Source organism: Bernardetia aquimarina (assembly GCF_042180575.1).
In the GTDB taxonomy this organism is placed as follows: domain Bacteria; phylum Bacteroidota; class Bacteroidia; order Cytophagales; family Bernardetiaceae; genus Bernardetia.
This window is the reverse complement of the sequence record NZ_CP170094.1, coordinates 3,744,822-3,758,026: the sequence shown is the minus strand read 5'-3', so window position 1 is coordinate 3,758,026 and position 13,205 is coordinate 3,744,822. Positions and strand designations below refer to the sequence as shown.

Sequence of the window (13,205 nt, the reverse complement as noted above, 5' to 3'; positions counted from 1 at the left end):
AAAAGACTCCTAAAATCACATAGTAAACATTATCACGGTTAATTTTTACTGGATATTCAGTTTCTCAAAACTAAATTTTATTTGGTTATCTGACAATTTTTGCACCTTGGTGGTCGTCGGTGGAGACACCGACAACATAGTGCAAAAATTGTCAGACAACCTTTTATTTTTTAAAACAAGAATAAATAAAGAAACGTTTGAGTAAAGAAAATCAAAAAATAACCATGAAAAATATACTTGCTTTACTTTTATTAATTCCTTTTTTTTCTTGTACAGAAAAAGAAAACCCAAAACCTTCTGAAGAATTAACAGGAGTTTTTCCTGTCGAAGAGTTACTTTATTTTGGAGATGCAAACCTTCCAACAGACAATATCACAACGTATGAAGGTGTAGAATTAGGTAGAAAATTATTTTATGATAAACGACTTTCTTCTGACAAAACGGTTTCTTGTGCTAGTTGCCACAAACAAGAACTAGCCTTTACAGATGGAAAAGCAAAAAGTATTGGTGTAAATAATGAAGAAATGCCAGTAAGTGCAATGTCTTTAGTAAATCTGACTTGGAATAGTCGTTTGACATGGGACGGAAAAAGTCAAACTTTAGAAGAACAGGCTATTTTACCAATGGAAAATCATAAAGAAATGAATCAAAATGCAGAAGTTACAGTTCAAATTCTCTCTGAAACAACTGAATATCCTACTCTTTTTGAAAAAGCATTTGGAACAAATGAAATCACACCACAAAAAATAACAAAAGCCTTAGCACAATTTCAGAGAACACTTATCAGCAACAATTCAAACTACGATAAATATTTGAGAGGAGAATATCAAGCCACCGAATCCGAACTTAGAGGCATTCAATTATTTTTTACCCATCCAGACGCAGAGCAAGGAATTAGAGGTGGAAATTGTGGAGATTGTCATTTGGGTTCGCTTACTTCTGGAAGTACTTTAGGTTTTGAAGGATTGCACAACAATGGTTTAGATACAGATGAAAACTTAGAAGAAGGATTATTTTCTGTTACTCAAAATCGTTTTGATAAAGGAAAATTCAGAACTCCATCACTCCGAAATATTGCCCTTACTGCGCCTTACATGCATGATGGAAGATTTCAAACTTTAGAAGAAGTCATCGAACATTACAACAATGACATCAAAAGAAGCCAAACTCTTTCTTCACTGATTACGGCTGCCAGTAATGATTTTATTACCGACCCAAATGGAGAAATTCGTTTGGCTCTCACAGAGCAAGAAAAGAAAGATATTATTGCCTTCTTAGAAATGCTGACTGACGAAGAATTTATTACAAATCCTAAGTTTAGTGAGCCAAAGTAAAATATAACTGTCGTTGAGGCTCAAATGCAGCCGTCAAACGGGGTTTTTGAAAATACATTTATCTTTTGCTAATTTTATTCATCGAAATTGTCTTTTGAAGACTACACCTAAAACGCTTTAAGTCTTCGGTTGCTTTTTTTGAGTGTTTGGTGCTTCTTCCTTGTACTCGTTTTCTCCACATTCTAAAAGAAGAAGATTTCATTTCTCTACGCATGAGGGTAATGGTTTCTTTTTCTGTTAAGTTAAATTGTGAAAGAATGGCATCAAAAGGTGTTCTGTCTTCCCACGCCATTTCTATTACTCGGTTTTTATCTCGTTCTGAAAGTTGTTGCAATTTTTTCATAGCTTTTGTTTTGTTGAAGGTAGCTTAAACGGTAAATATTTTGATACAAAAAAAGTTTGCATAAACTTTATACAAACTTCTCAAAACTAATATTTTGGAGTAATTTATTTCATTTTCTCATTAGCTGGACGGTTTGAATAAAGAGCCGTAATTTCATTACGTTGTTTGCACAAAACAGCTTTTTTATCAATGGCAGCAATAGGAAATTTTATCATCTTATAATCATTTACCAAAATGGTCAGCCAGTCCTTCATTTCATATTCTTTGTCTTTAATTTTTTCATCATAATTTTTATGATGTTCATCAAAAAGAACTTTAGGTTCTAGGTTGAGCCAATTTAAAAGAGTTTTCCACATGGTTGGAGTAAGGTCTTTTAGTTCCATTTCACGCACAAATTTGGCAATTCCTTTTGCTTCTGTGCGTCTTTCTTCCCAGTTTTTTTGGTCTTTATCATATATAAAAACCAGTTCTTGGGGTTTGATTGAGATACTTTCCATAATTTCGTCTTGAGTTTCGTTCTGTTCCATAATAGATTAAAAAATATAGGTTAAAAATAACATAACCTTATATAACAAGAAAAGTTATTACGAAAATAAAAAACTATCTTTCAAGTTCTATTTGCTCTAGTATTTCTTTTGGTTTCAGATAGGTATTTTTTTTGAATAATTTATAAGATTCAGAAGCATTAGATTGAAAAATAGCATAATATGACCAATCGTACATTTGCCATTTCAAACCTCTAGCAACTGTCATACTATCAATTTCTTTCTCATAAATAGCTTTTCTTTTTTTACTTGTATAAGCCCAAAGACGTTGCAACACTCCTCCAAAAGTTCGATTTTGATAATCTACAAAATGACTAAATTCATGTGCAAAAATTCCAATACTTGCATTAAAAGGAACTTCATCAATGGTTATCATTCCTTCTTTTTGGCTGTTATTAATACGAACTACATAGTTTCTTTTAGATTTATTTTTGAAACACAAAGAACCAATAGTAGGACGTGCATTGAGTGTTGTTTTGATAGCACATTCTTTGAATGTAATAGACGTTTCTATGAGTTCAGGATAGTAGGAAAGAGCTATCAAAATAGCTAGTTTATATTTTTCTGGAATCTTTTTATTTTTGCCATATATCGTTTCCAAACTATCAACAACCCTAGGCTGCTGCGAGCTGTCGATGCAATGTAAACTAAGGAGAGGAATAGAAACATGAGGAGGATTTTCTAAAATAAAACTTTTATCTTCAACAGTATTTTGAGAAAAAGAAAATGAGTAAAAGCAATAAAATATAAATTGAACTAAAAATAAAACAATTATTTTAAAAAACATATAAAGTAAGTAGGAATTGAATAGAAATAAATATCTATTTATTAAACTACAAAATTTAGGCTAGAAACGAAATTATATCTTGAATAAATTGATTTATTTGAAATAATATTTGTTTTGTATTCAAAACCCTAACAATAAAGTTAGATTTTTCTAACTTTGTGTATATGAATGAAATAATTGATTTTTTGTTATTGACTGAACCCAATACTCGGTATGTGGTCTTGGGTTCGATTCTTTTAGGGGCAAGTTCGGCTATTGTAGGCTGTTTTACATTTTTACAAAAACGAGCTTTAGTAGGCGATGCTGTGGCACATTCAGTTTTACCAGGGGTTTGTGGTGCTTTTTTGATGGCTGGAACGAAGAATCCACTTTTTTTGATTTTGGGTGCTTTTGTTTCGGGTTGGATTTCCATTATTTGTATGAATCTGATTACACGATATAGCAAACTCAAAGAAGATACGGCTGTTGCGCTTATTTTGTCTGTTTTTTTTGGTTTTGGTGTGATGCTACTTACGTATATTCAACAGTCTGGAAATGCTTCTCAGTCTGGGTTAGAGAGTTTTTTGTTTGGAAAAGCTGCTGCATTGGTGGGAAGTGATGTTTGGGTTTTTGGTGGTTTGGCTGCGCTGATGCTTCTTTTGGTTGGGCTTTTTTACAAAGAATTTATTATTGTTATTTTTCATAAAAGTTTTGCCCAAACGATTGGACTTCCCATTATTGCTATTGAAATTTTACTTACTACACTGACCGTTTTGGCTGTTGTGGTGGGCATTCAGTCAGTGGGAGTTGTTTTGATGGCTGCGATGCTTGTTACACCTGCTGCTGCTGCTCGTTTTTGGACAGACAAACTCCATTATATGCTTTTTATTGCTGCTGGTTTTGGTGCTTTGGCAGCTATTGGAGGAGCTTTTGTTTCTTATATTCAAACTCAAATGCCGACAGGTCCTTGGATTGTTTTGGTGGCTTCTGCGATTGCAATGTTTTCGTTTTTCTTTGCGCCAAAAAAAGGAATTGTGGCAAGAAGGCGACGACAATTTTTATATAAAAAACAGATTTTGGAAGAGAATATTTTAAAGGCAATTTATCATATTGCAGAAAAAGACACTACAAAAACTATTTCATCTTTTGAAGATATTGAGTTTCAACGTCATTTTAAGCCTGTTCTTCTAAAAAATTCATTAAAAAAACTAACTCGTAAAAAATTTATAGAAAAAACTCAAAACGGCTGGCAACTCACAGATAAAGGAAATATAAAAGCAAAAAGATTGGTAAAACTGCATCGTCTTTGGGAATTATACTTGACCGAATTTGTACGCCTTGCACCTGACCACGTACACGAAGCTGCCGAAGCCTTAGAGCATATTCTGACTCCAGAAATTGAAGCGCAATTAGAAGCTAGACTAAAATATCCACAAAAAGACCCACACGATAGAGATATTCCATATTGATTTATTTTTTGTTGCAATTTCATTTTTCTTTCTGTTCCTCAATCTTCTTAATCACACCACCAACAGGCAAAACACCTCTATCAAAAATATGAACTTCTTTATCTTTCATTTGGATATGAAGTTGATTAAAAAGAAGCATTACTTTTTGAGTAGCCATTGCATTAATGTCTTCTAAAGGAATCACAAAACCACCTTCAATAGCACTTACACTAAGATTTTCTATTTGAAAGTTTCCTTCAAAATAAAGATTTTTCTTTGTCAGATAAAGAATTCCATTGTATTTGTTTTGTGCTGGAGAAAGGTAATGAAAAGTCCATTTTCCTTGTAATGTTTCGTTTTTTGGGAGTTGGAAAGCCATTTTTATATATAATTTTTATTATGACACTTGGAAAGTCAGCTACATTTAATCCACAAAGATAACTTCTACTCTTCTATTTTCCTTCATTTGTTCTGGTTTTGTAGAAATTGGGCGAGTTCCTCCATAACCAATAGTTCTAATTCTATTCGGACTTATTCCTTTTGCAATTAAATAATTTCTTACCTCCACAGCTCTTTGTTCGGATAACTCTTGATTTTTTTGAGCATTTCCTATTGGTGCAGTATGCCCTTCTATCAAAATTCGGATTTCTGTATTCTTATTCATAAACGTAATAAGTTCATTCAGTTCATCTTCGTATTCTGGCAAAATATCAGCTTTTGCAGTTTTGAACTGAACTTTTAATCGTAACTTTTTTCCTTTTATGGCTTCTGTTTCTTCTGTTTTTAATAATTCTGCAAGGCTTTTCTCTTCTTTTAATTCTTCTAAATCAGAAACAGTTTCAATTTCTTGTTCAGTATTCTGTGTAATTTGATGATTATCTTTTTCTGTCAATTTTTCAGGATAAGTTACTCTCACAAAAAGCCCTCTTCCTTCTGTTCCTACCCAAATATTGTCATTTTTATCAACAGCTAGAGAAAGTGCCGAATTACTTTGAAAACCTTGCTTTTCTCCAAACTCAGTCCATTTTTTATTACCAAAAACATCAAACTTTGCCACTCTATCAGCAGCGACCCACAAATTTCCTTTACTATCAAATTCCATTATGTTCGGAACTTGATATTCAAAAGATTCTGAAAGAGAATAGGTTGTCCATTTTTTACCATCTTTTGTAGTTTTTAGTGTTCCTTTATCTTTTTTATCATATCCCAAAACCCACAACTGATTTTTATAGACTATCATTTTACTTCCTTTTGTAAAATCTGAAACAGATTTGAATTTGTGTTTTTTGTCAGTTACAGAACTATGTTTTGTATAAAAAAGTCCTGTTTCGGTTGCAACCCAAAGCACTCCATTAAAAAAAACAATATCATTTATATTTTCATCCCTTTTTTCTACTTCTACTTTTGTGGCTTTTGCGCTTGAATTTATCGATTTTTTCCACAGACCATTTCCTCTACTAGCTATCCAAACACTTTTCGAATCTACTGAGAAAATTAAATTACTGACTATTTTTCCTTTCAAGAAATCAAACTTCTGAGTTTCTTGTTCCTTTGTTTCTGTGTCTAAAATGGTTACTTCATTTGAGTAGGTTACAAACCAAATTTTATTATTTGGCATGTTTTTGATGTGCAAAATAGATGTTTTTGGCAAAAATTCGTTTGCATTGACAAGAGCTTCTTCGGTTACTTCTTCGATTTGATAGACTCCATTTTCTGTTCCTATCCATTTATGATTATCTTCACCTACAAAAATAGAATGAACAGGTAGTTTGTCGTCTGAATTATCTTCTGTCAAATCAACTGAGAGAAATACTTGTGAATAAACAGTGTTATATTTTGAAAAAGATTCTAAAATAAAGAAACTAATCAAAATCAGAATTTGTATATTTATTTTTTTTATCATTTTATTATTTTTTAGAAATTACTAGCGCAAGATTCTATCTTGTGCTTATTCTTTCGCAAGCATAATGCTTGCAGAAAAAGAACGTCCAAGCAACCTGCTTGAACGAGAAAAGATTTTGAGTATAAACAAACAAAAAACAATCCGAATGAAAAAACATATTCCTAATTTCTTGACATGTTGCAACTTATTTTTTGGCTGCATCGGTATTATTTTCAGTTTCAAAAACTCGCTTGATATTGCTGCTTATTGTATCGGAATTGCAGCAATTTTTGATTTTTTAGATGGTTTTGTAGCAAGAATGTTGAAAGTCAGTTCGCCTATTGGTAAAGAATTAGATTCATTGGCTGATTGTGTAACCTTTGGTGTTTTGCCTGCTTTTATTTTATACCAACTTATGATTTCAGCTAGTTTGGAGAAAGTAACACAAGGTTTAGTTGATGGACAAGTTCCAACAGCAATGGACTCTTATTTGCCTTATATAGCTCTTTTGATTGCCATTTTTTCAGCTTTGCGTTTGGCAAAATTCAATGTGGATACTCGTCAGTCGGATTCATTTATTGGTGTTCCCACTCCTGCAAATGCTATTTTGATTGGTTCAATTCCTCTTATTTTGCTGCACAATCCAACTTATTCTAGCATTATTCTAAATCCTATTTTGCTTTCTGTTTTGGCTATCGTGATGAGTTTACTTTTAGTGGCAGAGCTTCCACTTTTTGCATTAAAATTCAAATCTTTTGCTTTTAAAGGAAATGAAATTCGCTATACTTTTCTTCTCTCAAGTGTTCTTTTACTTGTTTTCTTGCAATTTTTGGGAATCCCTTTAGTGATTTTGCTTTATATTCTGCTTTCTGTAATTAGTAATATAGTTTCTGTAAAAGTGGCTGATGAAGATAATTTGATTGAGAAAAAATAACTTTGATTTTTTATTTGATGTAGGTAGGGAATGAAAAAATATTTGTGTAAAATGGATTACTTTTTATTCTCTAGCTCCTCTACTTTTTTCTGACAAGCTAGTAGTTTTTGTTCCATTTTGTCTTTTTCTTTCGATAAGGTTTCTATTGACTCATTCATAGACTCCATACTCATTGCCATCATTTCTTCTTGCGAATTCATTTGTTCGATATACTGTTCTTGTTCTTTATGTGCTTCTGCTAATAATTCTTCTCGTTTTTCGACTTCTTGTTGAGCTTCTTGCATTTGTTCCATAGCTTGTTGCATGACCTCTTCCTGCATACGCATCTGTTCGACGGTTTCTGCTTGTTCGTCCAACATGTCTTCTAAGCGCATTGCTTGTAATTTTTGGTCTGTAATATCAGTTGCAATATGAATAATGCGTTCTAAATTTTTATAGTTATCCATAACAGGATAATAAGTAGCTCTCAACCAAAAAGAAGATTTATCTTTTGCTTGGCGTTCGAACTCTCCTTCTACAATAATTCCTTGGGTTAGATTTTCCCAAAGTTGCATATATCTATTCGATGTTTCGTAGCCGTCTTTGAGTAAAATGGTATGTGGTTGTCCTTTAACTTCTTCTTCTGAATATTGAGATATTTTCAGATATAGCTCATTTACTTCAGTAATTATCCCTCTTGGATTGAGTTCTATCATGGCAGCAGCTTGATTTATTGCATTGAGTTGATTTTCTAACTCCTTACTCTTTCTTTCTACCATTTCTTGTGTCGCTTGTAGCTCTTCAACATTCTGACGCATTTCTTCCTCTTGCGCTCTCATTTGTTCGGTCATTTCTTGTGACTCTTTCAAAAGAACTTGAGTGCGTTGATTTACCCTAACAGAAGAAAGTGTAGAAGCAAAACTCTCAACAATTTTTTCTACAAACTCTATACGATACGATTCTGGTGGATTAAAGAAAGCTAACTCTACCACTCCATATAATTTTTGATTATACATCAAGGGAGCTAATAAAATGGAAGACGGATTTGTATTTCCAAGTCCTGAAGTAATATGAATATAATCATCAGGAACATAAGACAAAAATACAGTTTCGCCTTCTTGCCAAGCCTGCCCTGTAAGTCCTTCACCCTTTCGGATTTTTTTCTCTAAATACTTGGGTTTGTCCCATGCATAAGCAGCAGCCAAATACATATATTCTCCTTCAGAATCAGGTGTTTCAGAGATGACAAATATACCACCTTGATTAGCTTCTGTATATTTTACCAAACGTTGAACAATAGCAGCAGCAAATTCTTCTATATCAGCATAATTTGCTCGTAGAATATCTCCAAATTGTGCTATTCCTTCTGTTATCCAAGCTCTTCGACGGTCCTCCTCAGCTACTTTTGATAAGCTATTACGCATATCTAAAAGGGCATTTCCAAGAATATCATTTTCTCCCAATACATCAAAAGCACTATTGTAATTTCCATTCCCTATTTTACGAGCAAACTCAGATGTATTTTTAAGACTTTTGATGAGTTCTTGTAGAGAACGTGTCATTTGCCCTATTTCATGATTTCCTATTCGAATTCCGAAATCTGAATTAGGAATAGAACCTCTAGCCAGTCCAGCTAATACTTGATTGAGTTTTTGAATTGGTTTGGATACAATTCGTAAGGAGACAAGGCTTGCAATAGTACCAATAGTAAGAGTGGTAAGTCCCAAAACTAGAATAATCCTGTACAACCAATTTAATGAGCGTTCGACGGAATCTCCATCAGCTTGTTTTTCTTTGAGTTTGCTTGCTTCTAAGGCTTCTAAGTTTTTTATGAGTGTATTGCTATTGGGAATAATCATCTCACTGACTAATCGAATTGCCTTTTCTCGTTTGTTTCCATCGTTGTAATCTTCCGAACGATTAAGGATGGTCATTACCTCTTGTTCAGTTTGAAGAACATCATCAAAAGCAATAATAATAGAATCTACACGATGAACATTTTCTTTGTTTTGCCAATCTCTTTTAAGGGTACTTATTCTATCCTTTACTTCTGGGAATTGCTCATTATGCAACAAAATCAAATCTTCTTTATCATCAATATTATCAGGTAGATGAATCCAGTTGGTGATGTACATCTTTGAACGAGTAACCAACAAAAGCAAATCATTAATAGCCTCTACCGAAGGAGTAATGACGGAGAAGGATTGATGAAGCATACTTTGGCTACGGGTAAGCATAACCAAACTTAGTGTAGAACTAAGCAAAGCAACAATGATAATGATAAGATTACCAGCAAGTACACGCTTGCCAATAGTATTGAGTTTCCACATAAACACTTATAATAGTGATTAGTTTTTAGTGATTAATGAGTACAATGAAATTGTAATTTTTAATCTGGTAGTTTGTAATAGACCTAACTGAATTGGAAAGATAACCAAAAAGCTACTTAATAAAAAGAATTTTCGATAGGAATTTGGATAGATTAGCTTAAAATAGCTATACAATTTAGATAAAAAAATAATATTTATACAATTTAGATAAAATAAAACCCATCAAAAAACCCTTTCAGAAAAATTTCTGAAAGGGTTTTGAATTTATTTTTCCAAACTTAATTACGAGATTCTATCAATTATTATTTGAAGATATAACGTACACCAAGTTGCATTTGCCAACGTGAGCTGTAGAATCCAGTATCTACAATTTCAGATACTTCTTTAGCTGTTCCACCATCTTCAAAAGTAAATTGAGGAGTAAAATCGCCATTATCTTCGTCTACAAATCCTTCAAAGTCAATAGCAGCATAGCTATCAAAAGGCATTTCACGACGACGCCCCCATTCTTTATTCAAGAAATTAGAGAAGTTGAAGATATCAAAAGTAATTTGAAGTTGATTGCGACTTCCACTACCTGTAGTAATAAAGAAGTCTTGCACTAATTTCAAATCAAGAATAGACTGAAAAGGAAGACGTGCACCATTACGCTCTGCGTATTTACCACGATTTGCACTTAAGTAATCATCATTTTCGATAAAGGCATCAAGCTCAGTCCATTGTTGAGCAGCAGTAGCAACTAAATTACCATCTCTATCAATATTATCAATTAAATTGATTTGGCTTTGATTTTCAGGGATGAAAAGTAAGTTGTTGAAATCACGTCCTGAACGGTCATCACCTTGAATAGCACCAGCATAAACATAAGAGAATGGTGTTCCAGACTGTCCATTATAAAAAAGTGATATTGTAGTTGATGCAAAATCGCCATAAGTAGCTTTTCCAGAAACAAAAAGATTAATACGGTGTCCTGGGTCAAAGTTAGAACGACTAAGTTCTAAGTTATTTCTGTCAGTTACATACGTGTTTCTCCAGTTAGAAGAGTTCTGAGAAGAAGTTCCATCAAGAACTGAAGTAGAACGACCATACGTATAGGCTACGTTTGCAGACCAATCCATTTTGTTACCAGAGAATGGTTTTTGGATTTGAGCAGTAATGTTATAAGAATACCCTTCATTTGTATTAGTAGCCAAAAGTACACGGTCATAATCACGAGTAATTGCACCATCATAAACAGGACGATTATCAAATGACGTATTAACATTTCCTACTGGTGCTTTTACATTGATGTTGCGATACAAAATTTGATTGATATTTTTTGTATAAATCCCTTCTAAAGTACCTACTAAACCATAAGGAAGCTTTGTATCAACAGCTAAACTTGTACGGAATACTTGAGAATACTTAAAATCATCTGCAAAAAGGTCAATCTGACTTGCACCTTCCGAAACAGTTGAAATACTTCCATCTCTATTTGTAATAGCAATATCGCTACCTGTATATTGATCAAAAGGATCTGGATTAAATGGTAGTGCAGTTGTATCTCCATTTGCAAAAGCACTAGCAGAAAGAGGATCATTAGCAAAAACACTTGCTATATATACACCATTGTTTGTAAAAGCTCCACCAGGCCATACAAAAGGAATACGACCAGTAAATAAACCTAGACCACCACGAACTTGTACAGAACGATCTCCTTTTATATCATAATTGAAACCAAAACGAGGTGAGAAAAGAACGTTTCCTGAAGGAATAGTCCCTGAAGAAACACTTACATCAGGTGCCCAAGTTTGAAGCATTTCAGGAAGAGCATTCGCATTGAAACCTTCATTTGCAGTAGGCTCATCAAAGAATAAAGGAATGTCTATACGAAGACCACCTGTAAGAGTAAGTTTATCTGTTGCTGAATACTCATCTTGAACATAAAAACCTAGTTGAGCAGCCGAAAACTCTGCAGCTACAGCTTTAGCAGCATCACCTTGCTGTGCATCTACAGTAGGAAGAAGAGAGTAAGAACGTACATAACGATTTGGATTATCATTATAGAAATCCTCTAAACTACCATATCTATAAACACCATAGTTTTCACGTAGGAAAAGATTATAAATAGAATAGAATTCATTGTGAGTACCTAAAGTAATTGTATGTTTATCTTTAAAGATAGTGAAGTTATTCGTTAGGATAAATACATCTTGATTCAATTCATTACCAATAGAAAAAGGCTCTGAACCAAAATTGATATTGTTACGTCCATCTTGAATTTGTACTCTCGGAAATGGATCGCCTTCAAAGTTGCGGTCATCACGAACAGCAGTATAACCAACAATAAGTTTGTTAGACATATTAGCATTCAAATTACTCTTTAGTTCTAAAGTAGTAGAGTTAGTATTAGAAGGGAAAAGTTCTGAACCTCTCAAGAAATTGATATTACTAGGATCACTAGCTTGTCCTTCCAACTCTTCACCAAAAGAATAACTATGACGTAATGATAATTTGTGTTTTTGGCTAATATTCCAATCAATTTTAGCCAAGACTTTATTAGCATCTCTTGTACGACCATTGTCTAAATAACCACCTAAATCATAACCATAATTAGTTGAAACAAAGTTTACTAACTGATCAACGTCTGCTTGAGTAGCATCTCCACGGAATGATTCAAATGGAAATGGTTGTGATTGTTCTTCACGTTGCATCTCTGCATTCACAAAGAAAAATACTTTATTTTTAACAATTGGACCTCCTAAACGAAAACCAAATGTATTACTTTTAAAATCATTTAATTTTTGACGTTCTACACCTTCAGTATCTGTTGGAGTTTTTCCTGCAAAATTTTCATTACGAGTAAACCAATAAGCAGAACCTTCAATTTTATTTGTTCCACTACGAGTAACAGCATTGATACCACCACCAGTAAAATTACCTAAAGTAACATCATAAGGTGCTACAACTACTTCCATCTGCTCAATCGCATCAGGACTGATTGGAGAGATACCTGTTTGTCCACCGTTTGTACCACTAGCAGAAAGCCCAAAAACATCATTACTTACAGCTCCATCAATAAAAATAGAGTTAAAACGATTGTTTTGTCCTGCAATAGAAATTTCAGGACCATCATTTCCTTCTGTTACATTTGCTTGAGGAGTAACACGTAAATAATCAGCTAGATTACGAGAAGCTGTAGGCATGTTATCAATTGTTTCAGTAGAAATAACTGTAGATGCACCTGTTTTTTCACCATCAATAATTTCCCTTTCACTAGTTACTGTAACTACTGCTAGTTCACTTACTGTTTCTTCTAGTAAGAAATCAAGACTAAGTGTTTGACCTAAAGAAAGATATACATTTTCTTTTTTATTGTCTTCATATCCAATATATTGTACAGTAATAGTATAAGGACCACCAACATTCATATTACGGATAGAATAATTACCGTTTAGAGAAGTTACAGTTCCAAATTGAGAACCTGTTGGTGTGTGTACTGCCAAAACAGTTGCACCTGGAAGTTCTTCTCCATTTTTGTCTTTTACGACACCACTAAGGGATGCCGTCGTAGAGCCTTGTCCGAAGGAATTGAATGTTACCGAACAAGCAAATACGAAAGCGATAAGGCTTAAGATGTAATGCTTCATCATAAGATTGATAAA

General features: G+C 33.4%; 10 protein-coding genes. 3 read left to right on the top strand and 7 right to left on the bottom strand.

Annotated elements, in window-relative coordinates:
- The first annotated feature begins 224 nt into the window (after window positions 1-224).
- The gene (locus tag ACE193_RS16190; RefSeq protein ID WP_375559263.1) at window positions 225-1,334 is read left to right on the top strand and encodes a cytochrome-c peroxidase; all 1,110 of its coding nucleotides are present in this window, start codon (window positions 225-227) and stop codon (window positions 1,332-1,334) included.
- Window positions 1,335-1,392: 58 nt separating this feature from the next.
- Here ACE193_RS16190 and ACE193_RS16185 read toward each other — a convergent pair whose 3' ends face one another.
- The 3 genes from ACE193_RS16185 to ACE193_RS16175 all read right to left on the bottom strand — a co-directional run bounded on the left by ACE193_RS16185 (window position 1,393) and on the right by ACE193_RS16175 (window position 3,009).
- On the bottom strand, window positions 1,393-1,677 hold the full coding sequence (locus ACE193_RS16185) for a TIGR03643 family protein (protein ID WP_375559262.1): 285 nt from the start codon (window positions 1,675-1,677) through the stop codon (window positions 1,393-1,395).
- Window positions 1,678-1,781: 104 nt separating this feature from the next.
- Window positions 1,782-2,204, bottom strand: coding sequence for an arsenate reductase family protein (locus ACE193_RS16180; protein WP_375559261.1), 423 nt, complete (start codon window positions 2,202-2,204; stop codon window positions 1,782-1,784).
- A gap of 73 nt (window positions 2,205-2,277) precedes the next feature.
- On the bottom strand, window positions 2,278-3,009 hold the full coding sequence (locus tag ACE193_RS16175; protein WP_375559260.1) for a hypothetical protein: 732 nt from the start codon (window positions 3,007-3,009) through the stop codon (window positions 2,278-2,280).
- A 164-nt stretch (window positions 3,010-3,173) separates the two neighbouring features.
- Here ACE193_RS16175 and ACE193_RS16170 point away from each other — a divergent pair, with 164 nt between their 5' ends.
- The gene (locus tag ACE193_RS16170; RefSeq protein WP_375559259.1) at window positions 3,174-4,457 is read left to right on the top strand and encodes a metal ABC transporter permease; all 1,284 of its coding nucleotides are present in this window, start codon (window positions 3,174-3,176) and stop codon (window positions 4,455-4,457) included.
- 19 nt (window positions 4,458-4,476) lie between these two features.
- On the opposite strand, the gene ACE193_RS16165 is transcribed toward ACE193_RS16170, so the two are convergent.
- The gene (locus ACE193_RS16165; protein ID WP_375559258.1) at window positions 4,477-4,815 is read right to left on the bottom strand and encodes a GRAM domain-containing protein; all 339 of its coding nucleotides are present in this window, start codon (window positions 4,813-4,815) and stop codon (window positions 4,477-4,479) included.
- A gap of 45 nt (window positions 4,816-4,860) precedes the next feature.
- Window positions 4,861-6,339, bottom strand: a complete 1,479-nt coding sequence (locus ACE193_RS16160; RefSeq protein WP_375559257.1) for an OmpA family protein — start codon at window positions 6,337-6,339, stop codon at window positions 4,861-4,863.
- A 145-nt stretch (window positions 6,340-6,484) separates the two neighbouring features.
- Between ACE193_RS16160 and ACE193_RS16155 the strand changes: the two genes are divergently transcribed.
- The gene (locus tag ACE193_RS16155; protein WP_375563367.1) at window positions 6,485-7,252 is read left to right on the top strand and encodes a CDP-alcohol phosphatidyltransferase family protein; all 768 of its coding nucleotides are present in this window, start codon (window positions 6,485-6,487) and stop codon (window positions 7,250-7,252) included.
- A gap of 56 nt (window positions 7,253-7,308) precedes the next feature.
- Here the strand turns inward: ACE193_RS16155 and ACE193_RS16150 are convergent, their stop codons facing one another.
- Both ACE193_RS16150 and ACE193_RS16145 read right to left on the bottom strand, forming a co-directional pair.
- Window positions 7,309-9,561, bottom strand: a complete 2,253-nt coding sequence (locus tag ACE193_RS16150; RefSeq protein ID WP_375559256.1) for a GAF domain-containing protein — start codon at window positions 9,559-9,561, stop codon at window positions 7,309-7,311.
- A 302-nt stretch (window positions 9,562-9,863) separates the two neighbouring features.
- Entirely contained in the window at window positions 9,864-13,193 is a 3,330-nt protein-coding gene (locus ACE193_RS16145) for a carboxypeptidase regulatory-like domain-containing protein (RefSeq protein ID WP_375559255.1), read from the bottom strand.
- Between the last annotated feature and the right edge of the window lie 12 nt (window positions 13,194-13,205).